Source organism: Brevibacterium album DSM 18261 (assembly GCF_000426445.1).
GTDB classification, from domain to species: Bacteria; Actinomycetota; Actinomycetes; order Actinomycetales; family Brevibacteriaceae; genus Brevibacterium; species Brevibacterium album.
Map to the genome: position 1 here is coordinate 60,958 of NZ_AUFJ01000009.1, position 18,329 is coordinate 79,286.

General features: G+C 71.3%; 17 protein-coding genes. 6 read left to right on the top strand and 11 right to left on the bottom strand.

Features of this window, described 5'->3' with window-relative positions; all coding sequences use genetic code 11:
* Nucleotides 1–11: 11 nt before the first annotated feature.
* Entirely contained in the window at nt 12–1,202 is a 1,191-nt protein-coding gene (locus tag K318_RS0100385; RefSeq protein ID WP_245579718.1) for a GNAT family N-acetyltransferase, read from the bottom strand.
* Between the two features lie 20 nt (nt 1,203–1,222).
* On the opposite strand from K318_RS0100385, the gene K318_RS18285 reads away from it, so the two are divergent.
* Both K318_RS18285 and K318_RS0100400 read left to right on the top strand, forming a co-directional pair.
* Nucleotides 1,223–2,113, top strand: coding sequence for a purine-nucleoside phosphorylase (locus K318_RS18285; RefSeq protein WP_084499437.1), 891 nt, complete (start codon nt 1,223–1,225; stop codon nt 2,111–2,113).
* Between the two features lies 1 nt (nt 2,114).
* The gene (locus K318_RS0100400; RefSeq protein WP_084499438.1) at nt 2,115–4,253 is read left to right on the top strand and encodes a phospho-sugar mutase; all 2,139 of its coding nucleotides are present in this window, start codon (nt 2,115–2,117) and stop codon (nt 4,251–4,253) included.
* Between the two features lie 108 nt (nt 4,254–4,361).
* Here K318_RS0100400 and K318_RS0100405 read toward each other — a convergent pair whose 3' ends face one another.
* Both K318_RS0100405 and K318_RS0100410 read right to left on the bottom strand, forming a co-directional pair.
* Entirely contained in the window at nt 4,362–4,820 is a 459-nt protein-coding gene (locus K318_RS0100405; protein WP_029088002.1) for a hypothetical protein, read from the bottom strand.
* The gene (locus K318_RS0100410) at nt 4,807–5,001 is read right to left on the bottom strand and encodes a helix-turn-helix transcriptional regulator (protein WP_029088003.1); all 195 of its coding nucleotides are present in this window, start codon (nt 4,999–5,001) and stop codon (nt 4,807–4,809) included. Before K318_RS0100410 ends, K318_RS0100405 begins: the two co-directional genes overlap by 14 nt.
* 84 nt (nt 5,002–5,085) lie before the next feature.
* Between K318_RS0100410 and K318_RS0100415 the strand changes: the two genes are divergently transcribed.
* Complete coding sequence (locus K318_RS0100415) at nt 5,086–5,712, top strand: hypothetical protein (RefSeq protein ID WP_029088004.1); 627 nt, start codon at nt 5,086–5,088, stop codon at nt 5,710–5,712.
* 69 nt (nt 5,713–5,781) lie between these two features.
* On the opposite strand, the gene deoC is transcribed toward K318_RS0100415, so the two are convergent.
* The 7 genes from deoC to K318_RS0100450 form a co-directional block, all read right to left on the bottom strand.
* A complete protein-coding gene (deoC, locus tag K318_RS0100420) occupies nt 5,782–6,501 on the bottom strand; it encodes a 2-deoxyribose-5-phosphate aldolase (RefSeq protein ID WP_029088005.1) in 720 nt (239 codons plus the stop codon).
* Between the two features lie 37 nt (nt 6,502–6,538).
* Nucleotides 6,539–7,825, bottom strand: a complete 1,287-nt coding sequence (locus K318_RS0100425; protein WP_029088006.1) for a thymidine phosphorylase — start codon at nt 7,823–7,825, stop codon at nt 6,539–6,541.
* Between the two features lie 165 nt (nt 7,826–7,990).
* On the bottom strand, nt 7,991–8,413 hold the full coding sequence (locus K318_RS0100430) for a cytidine deaminase (RefSeq protein ID WP_051297283.1): 423 nt from the start codon (nt 8,411–8,413) through the stop codon (nt 7,991–7,993).
* The gene (locus K318_RS0100435) at nt 8,400–9,683 is read right to left on the bottom strand and encodes an ABC transporter permease (protein ID WP_029088008.1); all 1,284 of its coding nucleotides are present in this window, start codon (nt 9,681–9,683) and stop codon (nt 8,400–8,402) included. Before K318_RS0100435 ends, K318_RS0100430 begins: the two co-directional genes overlap by 14 nt.
* Nucleotides 9,680–10,960: an ABC transporter permease gene (locus tag K318_RS0100440; protein WP_029088009.1), complete on the bottom strand. Its 1,281-nt coding sequence runs from the start codon at nt 10,958–10,960 to the stop codon at nt 9,680–9,682. Before K318_RS0100440 ends, K318_RS0100435 begins: the two co-directional genes overlap by 4 nt.
* A gap of 2 nt (nt 10,961–10,962) precedes the next feature.
* Complete coding sequence (locus K318_RS0100445) at nt 10,963–12,528, bottom strand: ABC transporter ATP-binding protein (protein ID WP_029088010.1); 1,566 nt, start codon at nt 12,526–12,528, stop codon at nt 10,963–10,965.
* Between the two features lie 131 nt (nt 12,529–12,659).
* Nucleotides 12,660–13,754, bottom strand: coding sequence for a BMP family lipoprotein (locus K318_RS0100450; RefSeq protein WP_029088011.1), 1,095 nt, complete (start codon nt 13,752–13,754; stop codon nt 12,660–12,662).
* Nucleotides 13,755–14,044: 290 nt separating this feature from the next.
* Here K318_RS0100450 and K318_RS0100455 point away from each other — a divergent pair, with 290 nt between their 5' ends.
* The 3 genes from K318_RS0100455 (at nt 14,045) to K318_RS0100465 (ending at nt 16,419) form a co-directional block, all read left to right on the top strand.
* Complete coding sequence (locus tag K318_RS0100455; protein WP_084499440.1) at nt 14,045–14,653, top strand: MarR family winged helix-turn-helix transcriptional regulator; 609 nt, start codon at nt 14,045–14,047, stop codon at nt 14,651–14,653.
* 210 nt (nt 14,654–14,863) lie between these two features.
* Nucleotides 14,864–15,925: an MsnO8 family LLM class oxidoreductase gene (locus tag K318_RS18290; protein ID WP_035280127.1), complete on the top strand. Its 1,062-nt coding sequence runs from the start codon at nt 14,864–14,866 to the stop codon at nt 15,923–15,925.
* 71 nt (nt 15,926–15,996) lie between these two features.
* A complete protein-coding gene (locus K318_RS0100465; protein ID WP_029088013.1) occupies nt 15,997–16,419 on the top strand; it encodes an MmcQ/YjbR family DNA-binding protein in 423 nt (140 codons plus the stop codon).
* 30 nt (nt 16,420–16,449) lie between these two features.
* On the opposite strand, the gene K318_RS0100470 is transcribed toward K318_RS0100465, so the two are convergent.
* Nucleotides 16,450–18,306 carry an ABC-F family ATP-binding cassette domain-containing protein gene (locus K318_RS0100470; RefSeq protein WP_029088014.1) on the bottom strand — a complete coding sequence of 619 codons (1,857 nt, stop codon included), beginning with the start codon at nt 18,304–18,306 and terminating at the stop codon, nt 16,450–16,452.
* Between the last annotated feature and the right edge of the window lie 23 nt (nt 18,307–18,329).

An 18,329-nucleotide genomic window follows, 5' to 3' on the forward strand; every position in this document is an offset into this window, starting at 1 on the left:
GGCCGCGCCGCTCAAGCGTCCTGCGAATCGCGCACCAGGGTCGTGTACTCGGCGAGGACCGCGGCGGATCCGGCATCCAGCAGTGAGTCCACCACCGCGCTCTCGGTCTCCATCTGGCTCGTCACCTCGAGCACCACGGACGTCTCGACCGAGAGCCTGGCCAGCAGTGCGCGCAGATCCTGCGGATCCCCGTTGACGCTGCCGGCGGTGAGCTCCGTCGCGCCCTCTCCCCCCGCCGCGCTCAGCGCGGGCGTGGTCCAGTCCTCCGCGCTGAGGTCCGCGAAGGTCCCAGCGACACCGGCCGCCGCGTGCGCGCCCCCGCGGGCGCTCCCGCCGACCGACTCAGGGTCCCCGCCCTCGCCCGCGGAGTCCCCCTCCTGCGCGAAGGACACGGCGAAGGCGGTGACGGGGCGCCGGTTGATGTCCGTGTCCCGCATCGGGTCATCGGCCTCGGCGGGACGCCACAGGGCGGCACCGCGAGCACCGGCGGCCTCGGACAGGAAGCGCATGTTCACCTGGCCGAGCGTCATCTCTGCGGCAGGATCGGCCGCATTGACCCGCTCGTACCATTCGGCGAAGGCCCGCGTGAGCGCGACGGAGCCGGTGTCGATCACCTGCAGGTCTTCGAGCGCATCGGCACCCGCCTGGCCCAGTGCGCCGGCATCGATCCGCACGATCCGCGTGCCGTACAGCTCCGCGAACCCCAGCGCGCGTGCGAACGACTCGCCCACACCCTCACCGGCAGGCACCCGGGCACGGAGGCCGAGTTCGCTCAGCTCCGTGTCCTGCGCCTGTGCGAGCACCGCATGCAGGAGCGCCCGGCCGAGCCCGCGCCCGCGCTCCTCCGGTGCCACCTCGACATGGACCCAGGCGCGCTGCGGATGCGCCGGCGACTCCGCGATCGCGGCAGCACCGACCACCACGGCCGGGCCGGCTCCGGCGGGGCTCTCGCCCTCGGAGCCCGGACCGGATGCGCTGCCGGGACGCACCTCGGCGACGACGGTCCGGACCAGCGGGGAGTCGCCGGGTTCGCGCAGCAGCGCACGGGCGGCCAGCTGCGCCGGTGAGGCGGCATCGGGGAGGATCTCGGCCAGAGCGCGATCGTCACCGGAGCGCCATTCGCGGAGGACCACGCCGGCGGGCAGAGCCGGTTCTCCGGGGACGGGCGGCGTGGGAGGAGTCGTGGAGGTCATGGGCGTCATCTCCGGTACTGTCTGGGACTATGAGCGCAAGCGAACTCGTCGATCCTATCGCCGCGGCCGCCGAGGCCGCAGACATCATCAATTCCCGCGCGGGCATCGCCCGGCACGACATCGCCCTCGTCCTCGGCTCCGGCTGGGGAGGAGCGGCCGATCTCCTGGGCGAGACCGTCTCGGAGATCCCCGCCGAGGAGGTCCCCGACTTCCATGCGCCCTCCGTCCCCGGCCACGGCGGCACGCTGCGCACCATCCGCCTGGAGAACGGCGCCCATGTGCTCGTCCTCGGCGCCCGCCGTCACTTCTACGAGGGCAGGGATGCAGTCGCGACCGCCCACGGCGTCCGGACCGCCGCCGCGGCGGGCTGCTCCACGCTCGTGCTCACCAACGGGTGCGGCGGCCTGCGCACCGAGCACGGCCCCGGCTCCGTGGTGCTCCTGAGCGATCACATCAATCTCACGGGAGCCACGCCCCTGCAGGGCGCCACCTTCGTGGACCTCACCGACCTCTACTCGTCCCGTCTGCGCGCGCTCGCCCGCGAGATCGACCCCGAGCTGCCCGAGGGCGTGTACGCCCAGTTCACGGGCCCGCAGTACGAGACTCCGGCCGAGGTGCGCATGGCCAAGGTCCTCGGGGCCGACCTCGTGGGCATGTCCACCGCGCTCGAGGCGATCGCGGCTCGCCATGCGGGCATGGAGATCATGGGCATGTCGCTCGTGACCAACCTCGCCGCGGGCATCCAGGAGACGCCGCTGAGCCATGCCGAGGTCATCGAGGCCGGGCAGGCCGCGGCGCCCCGCATCGCGAAGCTGCTGGCCGATGTCACCCGGAGGATCGCCCGGGAGCTCGAGCCCGCGGCCGGGAACGCTCCGGTGGAACAGTCCTCCGCCACAGCGGCGAGCACGACGGAGGCCTGAGATGGCGGCGGAGTCCGGACGGAGCGCGGAGCAGGCGGGCACAGGCGGGGGCGCCCGCCCGGACGGTGAGCGCGCGGAGGTGGAGCACCCGGACGAGAGCACCGACCCGGAGGCAGCGCATCCGACCAGCGAGTTCCCGAACACAGCGCAGCCGAACAGCGCGCACCCCGGAGCACATTCGGGCGGCACCGCGGTCGGGAGCCCGGGCACCGCGCCTCGCGTGCACGCGGGCTTCACCTCCGGGTTCGACCCCGAGGTGGTCCGCGCCTGGATCGCCGACGATCCGGACCCCGCCGCCCGCACCGAACTCGGCGATCTGCTCCGGACGGCGCTCGAGGAGCCCGGCGAGGCCTCCGCCGCCGCGCTCTCCGAGCTGAGCGACCGGTTCTCCGGTCCCCTCGAGTTCGGCACCGCCGGACTGCGCGGAGAGGTCGCGGCCGGCCCGCACCGGATGAATCGGGCCGTGGTCATCCGCGCCGCCGCCGGGCTCTCCGCCTTCCTGCAGGAGCACACGCAGGACGGCTCCGCTGCTCCGTTCTCCGTCGTGATCGGCTGCGATGCGCGCCGCGGCTCCGCGGACTTCGCCCATGACACCGCCGCCGTCGTCACCGCCGCCGGCGGGCGCGCACTCCTGCTGCCCCCGCAGCTGCCCACTCCGCTCACCGCCTTCGCCGTCCAGCACCTCTCCGCGGACGCCGGCGTCATGGTGACCGCGAGCCACAATCCTCCGCGGGACAACGGCTACAAGGTCTACCTGGGCGCACGCCCGCTCCGGGCCCTGGGCGGGGACGCCGAGGCCGCCGCGGGAGCCGGCGCGCAGATCGTCCCGCCCGCCGATGCCCTCATCGCGGCACGGATCGCCGCCGTGCCCTCGGTGGGGCAGACTCCGCGGACGGACCCTGCATCGGCCGATCCCGCGGTCCTGGAGCGCTGGGTCCAGCTGGACGAGACGATCGTCGAGTCGTACCTCGAATCGGTGGCCGGCCTCGGCGTCCGGGCGCATCCCTCCGGTCCGCTGCGCATCGTCACGACCGCCCTGCACGGCGTGGGGGCCTCGACCCTCGCCCGCGCGCTCGACCGTGCAGGCTTCTCCGATGTCCATCCCACGCTCTCGCAGGCCGAGCCTGACCCCGACTTCCCCACGGTCGCCTTCCCCAACCCGGAGGAGGACGGGGCGCTGGATGAGGTCGTCGCCGTGGCGGAGAGGGTCGGGGCCGATCTCATCATCGCCAACGACCCGGATGCCGACCGGTTCTCCGCCGCGATCCCCTCTCCCGACGGCTCCGGCTGGTACCAGCTCTCCGGCGACGAGGTCGGCCTCCTCCTCGGGGAGGCGGCGGCCCTCCGTCTCAGCCGCGGCCCGGACCCGAGCCGGGAACCCGGCACAGGTGCGAGCGCGAGCACGGGGTCCGAGGCGGGAGTGCGCGCGCGTCAGACCGCGAACGCGGAGCAGACCGCAGGCACTGGACAGAACACCGGGCAGGAGACGGCAGCCGGCCCTGTCATCGCGAACTCGATCGTGTCCTCGCGCGGGCTGGCCGCGGTCGCGGCCCATCACGGGCTGACTCACCGGAACTCGCTCACGGGCTTCAAGTGGATCTCACGGGTGCCGGGTCTGGCCTACGGCTACGAGGAAGCCCTCGGCTACTGCGTGGACCCGGCCCATGTCCGCGACAAGGACGGCATCAGCGCGGCCCTGCTCTTCGCCGCCCGCGCCTCCCAGCTGCGGGCCGGGGGATCCTCGATCGCCGCCGAGCTGCGCCGCATCCGCGCCCGCGACGGCGTCTTCCGCACCCGCCCCCTCACCTTCCGGCTCGAGGACACCTCCCTCATCGCAGCCGGCATGACCGCCCTGCGCGCCGCGCCGCCCGCCGAGCTGGGCGGCTCCCCCGTCGTCACGGTCGCCGACCTCGTCCACGGCTGGGAGGACCTCGCCCCCACCGACGGCATGCTGCTCCTCTCCGCCGCCGGCGACCGGGTGATCGTGCGCCCCTCGGGCACCGAGCCCAAGCTCAAGTGCTACCTCGAGGCCGTCGAGCCGGTGACCGGAGGCACCTCGGGAGTGGACGCCGCGTGGGAGTCCGCAGGGCACCGGCTCACCGGCATCACCGGGGAGCTGCGGGCCTTCTTCCGGCTGTGAGCGGTGCCTGCTCCCGCCGACGGCAGGAGAGCGCGGGGACGACGGGAAGGCAGCGCCGAGAGCAGCACGCCCCCGATCACGAGGGCGCCGCCCCCGGCCGCCCCACTCTCAGTGCCGGCGGGCGATGATCCAGGTGAGCACGATCCAGGTGACGGACAGGGCGAAGGTCTGCCAGGCCAGGTAGATGCTCAGCGCCGACTGCTGCTCGCTCACGATCAGGACGACGAGAAGCGCGATGAGGCTGCCGATGACCGCGATGTCTCCCACCAGCGCGGTGGCACGCCTGCGGATGTCCCGGTCCCGCTCGTCCGTGGGTTCGAAGAACGCGATGCGCAGGACGTCGCCGCTGCCGCTCGCCCGGATGACGACCGCCGCCGCGTACTGCAGCGCGCCGATCACGATGAGCAGGATGCTCAGATGCCAGCCGGTGGTCACCTGGAGGACGATTCCCGCCCCGATGAAGAGCGCAGCCGTGAAGGCGTTGTAGCCGGAGACCCGGAGCGCACTGAGCACCCGCCGGCCTCGGCCCGTGCCGCTCTCGTTCGCCCGGCCCTCATCCATCGACATCGAAGACCTCCTCCACTGTGCTTCCGAAGAAGCGGGCGAGATGCACAGCCAGCTTCAGGGAGGGATCATACCGGCCCTTCTCCAGGGAGTTGATCGTCTGCCGCGACACTCCCACGCTCTCGGCGAGGCCCTGCTGGGACAGACCCATCTCCGTCCTCAGCTCGCGAATTCTGCTGTCCACATGGAAAGTGTATTTGACAAGCACCGGCACAGTAAAGCACGCTTGACATGTCAAACACGCTTTCCACCCTCACAGGAGGCAGCCATGGAGAATCTCCTCGGCTTCGCAGAGTCCTTCCCGCCGGCGCTCCAGTGGCTGGCCGTCATGCTCGTGAGCGCGATCCCGTTCGTCGAGTCCTATTTCGGGACGTTCCTCGGCATCCTCACCGGCGTGCCGGTGCCCGTGGCGATGCTCGCGGCGATCATCGGCAACGGCGCCTGCATGCTCGTCCTGGTGCTCCTCGCCGATGCGGGCCGGAAGAAGGCGGTGAGCGCCTACCGCGCCCGGAAGCAGGCGGGTGCGCAGATGCAGGCGGGCGCCGAGCAGCCCGGCACGCCGTATGCGGGCGCTGACATGCAGGCCCCCGGTGCGTCCGGCGTCGCGTCCGCTCCCGGAGCTGCCGCAACGGGCGTCGCAACGGTGCCGGGGAGCGAGGAGCCGGAGCTCTCCCCGCGTCGCCAGAAGCTCAAGCGGGCGTTCGACCGCTACGGCGTCGCGGGTGTGAGCATCTTCGGCCAGGCGATCCTGCCCAGCCAGATCACCTCGGCGATGATGGTGGGCTTCGGCGCCAGCCGCAACGCCGTCATCGTCTGGCAGATCGTGGGCATCACCCTATGGTCGGGGCTGTTCGCGCTGCTTGCCCTCGGCGGAGTGAACATGCTGGCCCGCTGAAGCCCGTCCTCCATCCCGCCGAGTGAGCGGTTGCTGTCGGTTTCAGCGTCGCAGACCGACAGCAACCGCTCACTCGGCGATTTCGGCGAGGATCGCGGCAGTGCCGGAGAGGCCCAGCCGGGAGGCGCCGGCATCCAGCATCTCCTGTGCCGCGGCGAGCGTGCGGATGCCCCCGGAGGCCTTCACCCCCAGGCGGTCGCCCACCGTCTCCCGCATGAGCCGCACCGCGTGGGCACTCGCCCCACCCGAGGGATGGAACCCCGTGGAGGTCTTCACGTAGTGGGCGCCCGCGGCCTCAGCCCGGCGGCAGGCCTCGACGATCTCCTCGTCCGTGAGCGCGGCCGACTCGATGATGACCTTGACGACAGCCGCACCCCTGGCAGCGGCCTCGGGGTCGCCCGCAGCCGCCGGCAGGCCCGCATCCTCAGCCGCGGCGGCGACGGCATCGACGACGCCCCGGACATCGGCCTCCACCGCGTCCCAGTCCCCGTCCTTGACGAGGCCCACATTCACGACCATGTCGACTTCGCGTGCGCCGTCGCCGACGGCGCGCGCCGCCTCGGCGGCCTTGACCTCCCCCTTCACCGCCCCGGAGGGGAACCCGCACACCGTCGCCACGATGAGCTCACCGGCGTCCGCAACGGGCAGCGCCGAGGGCGAGACGCAGATCGCGAGCACCCCCAGCTCTCGGGCCGAGGCGATGTGCGCGGCGAAGTCCCGTGAGGACGACTCCGGCTTGAGCAGCGTGTGGTCGACGCGGGCGGCCAGCTGTGCGGCGGTCAGGGTCATGGGGTCTCCTGTCATGAGAGGTGGGAGGGGAAGGCGCTCAGCCCACGCGGCCGAGGAGAACGGAGCCGCGGCCCGGCGAGCCCCAGCCGTCATAGGTGACAGCGCCGCGAAGCACCTCCAGCGCGCGGTCGAAGCGCTCGGGCTCGTCGGTGTAGAGGGAGAGCAGCGGCTCGCCGGCCTCGACGGCCTCGCCCACAGTCTTGTGGATGACGATGCCTGCGCCCGCCTGCACCGGATCCTCCTTCCGGGAGCGGCCCGCGCCCAGCCGCCACGAGGCGATCCCGAGGCACAGCGCGTCCATCTCGCGGACCACGCCCGAGCGCTCGGCCCGGACCACGTGCCGTTCCCGCGCGACGGGCAGTTTGGCGTCCGGGTCCCCTCCCTGGGCGGTGATCATCCGCCGCCAGGCGTCCATCGCGCGCCCGTCCTTGAGCGCGGCGGCGACGTCGTGACCGCCCTGGCCTGCGGCCTCCAGCATCTCCTGGGCCAGGGCCACCGTCAGCTCGACGACATCCGCCGGGCCGCCGCCCTCCAGGACCTCGACGGCCTCCGCCACCTCGAGTGCATTGCCCACGGTCCGGCCCAGCGGCGCGGACATGTCGGTCAGCAGCGCGCTGGTGCGCACACCGGCGGAGGTGCCGAGATCGACCATGATCTCCGCGAGCTTCCGGGCGTCCTCGCTGCGCTTCATGAACGCCCCGGCGCCCACCTTGACGTCGAGCACGAGCGCCGAGGTGCCCTCCGCGATCTTCTTCGACATGATCGAGGAGGCGATGAGCGGGATGCAGTCGACGGTGCCGGTGATGTCGCGCAGGGCGTAGAGCTTCTTGTCCGCAGGCGCCAGGCCGGGCCCGGCCGCGCAGATCACGGCGCCGGGATCCTCGAGCCGTGCCATGAGCTCCTCCCGGCTGAGCTTCGCGCTCCAGCCCGGGATGGTCTCGAGCTTGTCCAGCGTGCCGCCCGTGTGGCCGAGGCCCCTGCCGGACAGCTGCGGCACGGCCGCGCCGAACACGGAGACGAGCGGCGCCAGCGGCAGCGTGATCTTGTCCCCCACACCGCCCGTGGAGTGCTTGTCCACCGTGGGCCGGCTCAGCCCGGAGAAGTCGAGGCGGTCACCGGAGGCCACCATCGCCCGCGTCCAGTGCCGGATCTCGTCCATGCCCATGCCGCGCAGGTACACGGCCATCGCGAGCGCCGACATCTGCTCATCGGCGACCTCCCCGCGCGTGTAGGCGTCGATCACCCAGCTGATCTGCTGACGGCTCAGCTCACCGCCGTCGCGCTTGGTCCTGATCACGTCCACTGCGTCGAATCGTTCCACCATCGTGACCTCCTCGGGTCGGTCGTGCCGCGATGGGTCCGATCGTACTGCCCACAGGGCCGTCCCACACCCTTCGGCCGCACACGGATGCATTCCTGTGACCCCACGGCGGTTCGCAGGTACCCGCAGGTCAGCCGCCCTGAGGGGCCAAACGGGCAGTCCGGGGCCTCAGCTCAGGTGAGCCGGCCCGAACGCCTCCGGCAGCACCTCGGACAGCGGCCGGATGCCCGAGGGCATGTCCAGCAGCAGCTCCGGTCCGCCGAACTCGAAGAGCAGCTGACGGCACCGCCCGCACGGCACGAGCGCGGCACCGGCCCCGTCCACGCAGGCGAAGCCCACGAGCCTGCCCCCGCCGGTGCGAGCGAGCTCGGAGACCAGCCCGCACTCGGCGCACAGCCCCAGGCCGTACGAGGCGTTCTCCACATTGCAGCCGGTGACGATCCGCCCGTCGTCCACGACGGCCGCCGCGCCCACCGGATACTCCGAATAGGGGACGTAGGCCTGTGCCATCGCCTCCCGGGCGCGCACGCGCAGCTCCTCCCACGTCACCGCGGTGCCGGGCACGGCAGCGGTCGCGTCACTGCGCGCCATAGGGCTTCCCCGCAGCTGCCGGAGGCCGGACCCGGCCGACGAAGCCGGCGACGGCGAAGATCGTGACGATGTAGGGGAGCATGAGCAGCAGATCGCTGGGGACCGGCGTCCCCATGGTGGAGAGGGTGTTGCCGAGGTTCCGCGCGAAGCCGAACAGCAGGGCCGCGGCGACCGCGCCCATGGGGCTCCACTTGCCGAGGATCATGGCGGCCAGGGCGATGTAGCCCTGTCCCGCGGACATCTCCTTGCCGAAGGCCAGGCCGGAGCCGATCGTGAAGAACGCCCCGCCGAGCCCCGCGATGCCGCCGGCGATGAGCGTGTTGACCACGCGCGAGCGGTTGACCCGGATGCCCACGGTGTCCGCAGCCTTGGGATGCTCGCCGATGGCGCGCGTGCGCAGGCCCCAGCGCGAGTGGAAGAGCAGCACGTGGATGACCGCGACGGCGGCGTACATGAGGTAGACGAGGATCGTCTGGTTGAAGAACACCGGACCGATCACGGGGATGTCCGCGAGCAGCGGGATCGGCACCGTCGGCAGGGACTGGCGCGCGTTCCAGGTCTCCGGGTTGGCGGTGAGGACCGTCGAGAACAGGAAGTTCGTGAGCCCCACGACGAGGACGTTGAGGACCACGCCGATGATGATCTGGTCCACCCAGTAGCGGATGGCGAAGAAGGTCAGCAGCACCGCGACGAGCGCGCCGGCGATGGGCGCAGCCACGAGGCCCGCATAGGGATTGCGCAGCGCCGAGGCCACGACCGCGGCGAGGAAGGCGCCGGCGAGCAGCTGGCCCTCGATCGCGATGTTGATGATGCCCGAACGCTCTCCCACCAGGCCGCACATCGCGCCGAAGATCAGCGGTACGGACAGCGCCAGAGCACCCGCGAGCAGGGGCGTGACGGGGATCCTGCCGGTGTCCGCACCTGCCCAGGTGAGGAAGGCGAAGAGGAACAGCAGGCCGTAGACGACAGGGAACCAGACGCCGGGCTTCTCCCGCCGGGTCGCGAGCCACGCCGCCGCGGCGGCCATCATGACGAGGACGATGCCCGCACCCACGGCGGTGGGCCAGGAGGAGACCGTGAGGTCCGGGACGGAGAAGAAGTCCCGGCCGGTGGAGAACGAGAAGACCGTGTGCCTGCCCGCGGCTCCCCCGAACAGCCCGAAGCCGAACAGGGTGAGCACGCCGAGCACGGCGTACACGACGGGGAGCTTCCAGTCGATGGGGGCGCGGAGGTCGGCGGTGAGCTGAGGAGTGGCGGCTGCGGTGGTCATCGCGCCTCCTTTCCGGCCGGGGCGGGAAGTCTGAACAGGCCGCGGACGAGCGGCGGCGCGGCGATGAGCAGGACGATGACGGACTGCACGACCAGGATGATGTCGATGGGCGTGCCCGTCTGGGCCTGCATGGTGTACCCGCCGGCCTTGAACGCACCGAACAGGAGGCCTGCGAGGAACGTGCCGAGCGGCCGCGAGCGCCCCAGCAGGGCGACGGTGATCGCGTCGAAGCCCAGGGAGCCTGCGATGCCGATGGTGAGCTTGTCCTCCGTGCCCAGCACCTGCGAGGCGCCTGCGAGGCCGGCCAGTGCGCCGGCCAGCGCCATGACGAGGAAGGTCACCCGTCCCACGGAGATGCCCGCGGTGCGCGCGGCGTGCGGGTTCTCCCCCACGGCGCGGAACTCGAAGCCCAGGGTGGAGCGCTCGAGCAGCCACCACACGAGCACCGTCGCCGCCACCGCGATGAGGAAGCCCGCGTTGAGGCGGAAGGGATCCGGCAGCAGCGGGAACAGCGAGGCGGTCGCGTCCACATCGCGCGACTGCGGATTGGCGCTGCCGGACTGCGTGAACCACTGCTGTTTGAGCAGATAGGCGATGAGATAGCCCGCGATGGAGTTGAGCATGATCGTCACGATCACCTCATTGGCACCGGTCCGGGCCTTGAGGGCACCGGCGATCCCACCCCAGAGCGCGCCGCCGGCGATCCCGCCGAGCACTGCGACGACGAGGTGGAGGCCCGCGGGCAGGGTGAGCCAGTAGCCGAGGAAGCCCGCGAGGATCGCGCCGAGGATGACCTGGCCCTGCCCGCCGATGTTGAACAGGCCGGAGCGGAAACCGAGTGCGATGCCGAGGCCGGCGAGGATGAGGGGCGTGGCCGCCACGAGCGATTCGGTGAACGGCCGGACCGCACGGACGAAGGAGGTCGCCTGCCAGTCGAAGATCGCACCGCGGAACAGCGCGATATAGGCCTCCGTGACGACGTGCCAGGCGGTGACGAAGAAATCGGCGGGGCGGGCGAAGAAGTAGCCCAGGGTCTCCTGCACGCTCTCGTTCGAGGCGGCGATGAGGACCGCCCCGGCGAGCAGACCCACCGCGATGGACAGGAGGGAGACGAGCCAGGAGCCGGAGAGGATGTCCCGGAGGACGCCCGGTCGGGCCTCGTGCCGGCGCGCCGGCTGCCGTCCCCCCGTGCTCGGGTCTCCTGTGCCGGAGGTCTCCCCCGCGCCGATGACCTCGGCGGAGGCACCGGAGCCCGGTGCCGCGCTGCTCTCACTCATGCTCAGGCCTCCTCAGCCGCGGAGATCTCGGTCGCGTCCTCGCCGCTCTCCACGCGGGCGAGCGCTTCGTCCTCGGGCACCCCGGCCATCATGAGGCCGAGCACGTCCCGGGGAGTGTCCGGCGGGACGATGCCCACCAGCCGGCCCTTGTACATGACTGCGATGCGGTCGGCCAGGTTGTAGACCTCGTCGAGCTCCGTCGAGACGATGACGCAGGGGGTGCCTGCATCGCGTTCGGCGATGATCCGCCGGTGGACGAACTCGATGGAGCCCACGTCCACGCCGCGGGTGGGCTGGCTCGCGACCAGCAGGCGCAGCGGGCGGCCCAGCTCGCGGGCGAGCACCACCTTCTGCTGATTGCCGCCGGAGAGCGTGGAGATGGGATGGTCGATGGAGCTGAGGCGGATGTCGAACTCCTCGACCTTCTTCTCGCCCTCCGTGCGGACCACGGCCGGCCGCATCGAGAGCCCCTTGGCGTACGGCTCGGCGTCGTAGAGGTCGAGGATCATGTTCTCGCGGATCGCGAACCCGGCGATGACGCCGTCGGTGGAACGGTCCTCGGGGACGAAGCCGATGCCCGCGCGCAGGCGCTCCTTGACGCTGCGCTCGCCCAGGTCCCGGCCGTCGAGGACGATGCGCCCCGTGCGGGGGGCGACCAGGCCGAGGATCGCCTCGGCGAGCTCGGACTGGCCGTTGCCGTCGACGCCGGCGATCGCGAGGACCTCTCCGCGCCTGACGGAGAAGCTCACATCGTCGAGCAGCACGGACTCCCCGCCGCCCACGACCGTGAGGTTCTCCACCGAGAAGGTGGCATCCCCCGGCTCAGGGGCCTCCTTGTCCGTCGTGAGGTGGACCTCCCGGCCCACCATGAGGCCGGCGAGCTCGGACTCGGTGGACTCCGGCGCGGCCTGGCCCACGACCCTGCCCCGGCGGATGACGGTGATCTCGTCCGCGATCGCCTTGACCTCGCGCAGCTTGTGGGTGATGAAGACGATCGAGGTGCCGCGCTCCTTGAGCTGGCGCATGATCCCGATGAGCTCGTCCGTCTCCTGCGGCGTGAGCACTGCGGTGGGCTCGTCGAGGATGAGGACCTCGGCATCGCGGGAGAGCGCCTTGATGATCTCGACCCGCTGCTGTGCGCCGACGGGCAGGTCCTCGATGACCGCATCGGGGTCGATGCTGAAGCCGAAGCGGGCCGAGATCTCCTCCACCTTCCTGCGGGCCTCGGCCAGATCCATCATGCCTGCACCGCGGGTGGGCTCGTAGCCCAGCGCCACCGATTCCGCGACGGTGAAGACCGGCACGAGCATGAAGTGCTGGTGGACCATGCCGATCCCGGCGGCGACCGCATCGCCGGGACCCGAGAAGCGCACGGCCCTGCCGTCGATGAGGATCTCCCCCTCCTCCGGCGCGTAGAGGCCGTAGAGGACGTTCATGAGGGTGGACTTGCCCGCGCCGTTCTCACCCAGGAGCGCATGGATCTCCCCGGGCGTGACGACGAGGTCGATCGAGTCGTTGGCGGTGAACGAACCGAAGCGCTTGGTGATGCCGCTGAGTTCGAGTTTCACAGGCGGGTGCTCCTGTACGGGTGAGGGCGGGGGGGGGGGGGATGCGCGCAGGTCCCGGCGACCGGCGACTTCCGGGCGAAAGCCTAACGGAAGGGGCGGCCGCGGCGGGACCTGCGGCGGTGGGGGGGCGATCAGGGGGTCGAGGGGCTCTCCACGACGATGTCGCCTGAGATGATCTGCTCCTTGAGCTCCTGGACCTTCGCGTCGAGCTCCTCGGGCACCTCGTCCTCGAAGTCGTGGTAGGGGGCGAGGTCCACGCCGCCGTTCTCGAGCGTGCCCACATAGGGCTCGCTGGAGAAGTTCCCCTCCACGTCCTGGGCGATGGTGTCCTTGACCGCGGTCGCGATCTCCTTCTGCACCGTGGTGAGGATGATGTCGCCGTACTCGGTGGACTCGTAGCCGTCCTGGTCGACCCAGACGATGGAGGTGTCGCCGTCCGCGCTGGCAGCCGAGGCCGCGCCCAGGCCCACCGGACCGGCGACGGGCATGATGATGTCCGCGTCCTGGGAGATGAACTGCTCGGTGAGCGCCTGGCCCTGGCTCTGGTTCTCGAAGTCGCCGGAGAAGGAGCCGGACTGCGCCTCCTTGTCCCAGCCGAGCACCTTGACCTCTTCGTCCCCGTTGTCCTCGTTGTACTTGGCCACGCCGTCGACGAAACCGTCCATGAAGATCGTGACCGAGGGGATCTGGATGCCGCCGAAGGTGGCGACGGTGCCGGACTCGCTCATGCCTGCGGCGAGGTAGCCGGCGAGGTAGGCGGCCTCGGCGGTGTTGAAGATGATCGGCTTGCCGTTGTCCAGCTCCACGGTGTTGGAGTCGTCGTCCGTGAACGTCGCGTCGACGAGTCCGAAGTGGAGGTCCGTGTTCGCCTCGGCCGCATCGTGGATCGCGCCCTCGAGGAGGAAGCCCACGCCGAGCGTGATGTTGCACCCCTGGGACACCATGTTGTCCACATTGGGTCCGAAGTCCGCGTCCGCGCTCGACTCCGCGGTGGCGTGGTCGATGCCGAGCTCCTCCACCGCCATGTCGAGGCCCGCCTTGGCGGATTCGTTGAAGGACTTGTCGTCCCATCCGCCCTGGTCGGAGACGATGCAGGCCTTGTAGTCCGAGTTGTCGCCGCCGCCGTCGCCGGCTGCGCTGTCCTCCGGCGCCTCGCCGCAGGCGCTGAGCACGAGGGCGCCCGTCGCCAGGATCGCTGCCGCCGGTGCAAGATGCTTACGCTTCACTGCCTCACTCTTTCTCTCCACGTTCACGAATGCCTGCTCCGGACCGTGCGGGCCCGCACCCGCCGTGCGGACCACGGGGGGAGGGTCGGGACGATGCCGGGAACGGAGGGGCCGCTGATGCCGGTCCGCAGGGGAATGGGCCGACGCTCGCACGCATCCAGACTGGGAGCGTCCTGTGAATTCCCCTTCGAGCCGATGCACCATTTTCCACCTGCACTGGTCGAACCCTCAGCCAACTGCCACTTTTTCAACCAATCGAAACCCAATCGTTGTGAACTACACTGGCTCCCATGCTTCCTGAACCATTGAAGGACCTGCTCCCGCAGGCGTCCACCGATTCCAGCCAGCCCGACAGCCACAGGGCGCAGGTGTACGACCTCCTCCACTCGAACCTCACCCAGGCCATGGGCGCGCGCACCTTCACCGCGCAGTTCGCCCACACCCACGGGCTCAACCTCATCGACTTCCACGTCCTCCAGGTCGTGGTCTTCGTCGATGAGGAGGAGGGCACCGCGACTCCCGGCTACATCGCCCGTCAGCTGTCGCTGTCCGCCTCGACGCTGACCTCCATCCTGGAGCGCCTGGTGCGCAGCGACTACCTGCTCCGCGAGCGGGACTCGGCCGACCGGCGCCGCATCTCGATCTACGCGACCGACAAGACGATGGAGCTCATCGCCTCGTTCTACGCGAACATCGCCGATGAGTACGAGGCCATGTTCCCCGCACAGGACGAGGAGCAGCTGGGCCGGTACACGGAGCTCCTGGGCGATCTCGCACAGGCGAACGAGGGCGTGACCCGGGCGTTCGAGCGCAGCGGTGAGAACCTGCGCAGCGCCACGCAGGGCCGGGCTCTGCACGCGAACGAGACCGCAGGGGACGCTGCCGACGTCGCCAGCTGATCTCCGGCAGCGGCCACCGGGCATGAGGCACGGGCTGCATCCCGGACCAGCGGACCATGCAGACGGAGGGCCGGCGCACTCGCAGGAGTGCGCCGGCCCTCCGTCTGCGCTCGCGGTATCAGCGCCCCCGGATGGCACGGGCACGGCGCTGAACTCGGCAGTGTCACGCGCCCGCGGAATAGCCGCGGCCCCGCACCGCGTTGAGGCGGTATGCGCTTCTCCCTGCTCGACCGCTCGCGCACCCGCACCGGAGAGCCCGAGGCCGAGGCGCTCCACGACACCCTCGACCGGGCGCAGCGGGCCGAGGCGCTGGGCTTCCACCGGTTCTGGACGGCGGAGCACCATGCGGTTCCGGGGATCGCCTCGGGCGCGCCCGCGCTCCTCCTGGCCGCGGCGGGGCAGAGGACCGAGCGGATCCGGCTGGGCTCCGGGGGCGTGATGCTGCCGCAGCACACGCCACTGCTCGTGGCCGAGCAGTTCCGGATGCTCGAGGCACTGCACCCCGGTCGCATCGACCTGGGAGCGGGCCGCTCGCTCGGGTTCACGGCGCCGGTCCGCAGAGCGCTGCGGCGGGAGGCGGCCTCACCCGAGGAGTTCGCGGCGGACCTCGGCGAACTGCTCTCCTATCTCGACGGTTCCGCTCCGGTCACGGCGCGGCCGGTGACGGGACCGGTGCCCGTGCATGTGCTCGCGACCCGATCGGGGCTGGAGATCGCCGCACGGCTGGGACTGCCCGTGGTGGTGGGCGGGCCGCTGGTGCTCAGCCCCGAGCTGCCCGAGGCGCTGGCGGAGTACCGGCGCGCGTTCCGTGCCGAAGGCGCCGGTGTCAGCGGGAGCGAGCACTGCGGAGGCCGGCAACGCGGAGCCTGGCAAGGGCGAGGCGAACGCGACGTAGGCGGCCAGGACGGGGACAGGCCTCATGTGATCCTCTCGCTGGACGTCTTCGCCGCGGACACCGTCGAACGCGCCGAGGAGCTCGCCCTGCCGGAAGCCTGGGCGATGGCGCAGTCGCGGGAGATCGGCGCGTTCCCGCCCCTGGAATCGCCCGCGGCGATCCGCGAGCAGGCATGGCCCGCCCGTGTGCGCCGCCGGATGGAGGAGCACAGGGCGCAGACCGTGATCGGGACGCACGCTCAGGCGGCTCGGCGACTGGAACGGCTCGTGAGTGCCGCGGGCGCCGATGAGCTCATGACGACGGCGTCCACCTTTGACACCGCTGCGCAGGCGGAGCTGGACGCGACGTTCGCGGAGCTCGCGGCAGGCCTGGGCTGAGCTGAGTGCGCGGTCGGCTGATGCCGCAGCCGAGCCTGTCGACGCGCGGGCCCGGCCGGTAGGGTGCCCGTATGGCGACGCTCAACGATGTGCGCATGATCGCAGAGGAGCTGCCGGGGGCCTTCGAGAAGATCGAGGGGCACGGCGGCGGTGCCAGCTGGCGGACGAGGCGCGGCATGTTCGCCTGGGAGCGCGGCCCGAGCGGGCGGGACCTCGAACAGCTCGCCGAACTCGGCCGCGCATGGCCGGAGGGTGTGGTGCTCGGCGTGCGCACCGCGGGACTCGAGGCCAGGGACGAGCTGCTCGCGGCGTTCCCGGATCTGTTCTTCACGATCCCCCATTTCGACGGCTACCCCGCCGTCCTCCTCCGCCTCGACGTCATCGAGCCGGAGCAGCTGCGCGAGGTCCTCATCGAGGCGTGGCTGGAGCGCGTCAGCCGCACCACCGCCGCGGAATGGCTGCGCGAGCACGGGCTGAGGGCGCGGGGAGAGTGAGACCGGTGGGGGCTGCCGTCGGCATCGGGCTCACTCCACCGCTTCGGACAGCTCCAGCCAGCGCTCCTCCAGCTCCGCGAGCTCGTCCCGGTAGCCGTTCTGCTCCCGCGTGAGAGCGGCCAGACCCTCGAAGTCCGACTGATCGTGCTCGGCCATCCTCGCCTGCACCTTCGCCACGCTGTCCTCGAGCTTGGACATCTTCCGTTCGACGGCGCTGAGCTCCTTCTGCGCCGCGCGCAGCTCGGCACCGGCGAGCGGAACGCCCGCACCACCGGAATCTTGCCCTGCCCCGGAAGCGCCACTCTTCCCGGCAGCACCCGAACCACCCGCGGCCGCCGCACCCGCAGCAGGGCCCGAGGCCGCCTCGGCGTCCGCGGCACTCAGCCGCAGGTACTCGTCGATGCCGCCGGGCAGGTGACGCATCGAACGCGCCCGGACCGCGTACTGGTCGTCCGTGACCCGCTCCATGAAATAGCGGTCGTGGGAGATGACCAGGAGCGTGCCCGGCCACGTGTCGAGCAGGTCCTCCATCGCCGCGAGCATGTCCGTGTCCATGTCGTTGGTCGGCTCGTCGAGGACGAGGACGTTCGGCTCGTCCAGGAGCGTGAGCAGGAACTGCAGCCGCCTGCGCTGGCCTCCGGAGAGGTCCATGACCCTGTTCGCGAGCACATCGCCGAGGCCCAGCTTCTCCGCGAGCTGCCCGGGTGTGAGCTCGCCCGCCGCCGTCTGGTAGGCGGCCTTCTTCTGTCCCAGCAGCGTACGCACGAACTCGTCCATGACCGGCTCCAGATCGCGCAGCTGCTGGTCCAGCACCGCGATCTTCACCGTCTTGCCGCGCTTGACCCGCCCGGCCGTGGCCTCCACCGTGCCCGTGAGCAGACCCGCCAGCGTGGACTTGCCCGCGCCGTTGCGGCCCAGAATGCCCACCCGGTCGCCGGGCCCCAGGATCCAGGTGAGGTCCTCGAGCACCGGGGTTCCGGCCTCGGCGTCCCCGCGCGCGGGATAGGTGACGCCGACGCCCTCGAGCTCGAACACGTCCTTGCCCAGGCGCGCCGTCGCCATGCCCACGAGCTCGGTCGTGTTGCGCACCGGAGGCACGTCCGCGATGAGCGCATTGGCCGCCTCGATGCGGAACTTGGGCTTCGAGGTCCGCGCCGGAGCGCCCCGGCGCAGCCAGGCGAGCTCCTTGCGCATGAGATTCTGGCGCTTGGCCTCGGCCTGATCGGCCTGCCTGCGGCGCTCGACCCGCTGCAGCACATACGCCGCATACCCGCCCTCGTACTGCTCCACCGTGCCGTCGTGGACCTCCCAGGTCTGCGTGGTGACCTCGTCCAGGAACCAGCGGTCGTGGGTGACGACGAGCAGGGCGCCCTGACCCGCCGGCCAGCGCCGCTGGAGATGACGGGCCAGCCAGGCGATGCCCTCGACGTCGAGGTGGTTGGTGGGCTCGTCGAGGAAGAGGACATCGTGCTCGCCGGCCAGCAGCGCGGCCAGCGCGACCCGGCGCCGCTGCCCGCCCGAGAGCGAGGCGACCGGGGTCTCCAGGGCCAGATCGCCCAGCAGCCCGGACATGACATCGCGGATCGTGGGGTCGGCGGCCCACTCGTAGTCGGCGGCATCGCCCACGACGGCCTCGCGGATCGTGGCACCTGGCGCGAAGTCGTCCACCTGCTCCAGATAGCCCGTCCGCACGTCCCCGCGCCGCGTCACCCTGCCCGAATCCGGCTGCAGGAGGCCCGCGAGGATCTTCACGAGGGTGGACTTGCCGTCGCCGTTGCGGCCCACGATGCCGATCCGGTCACCGGCCTCCACACCCAGCGTGACGCTCTCGAGCAGGGGGCGGTTGGGATAGGCGAGGCTGATCTCCTGGGCGCCGAGCAGGTGCACATGACTCCTTGGGGGTTCCGGTG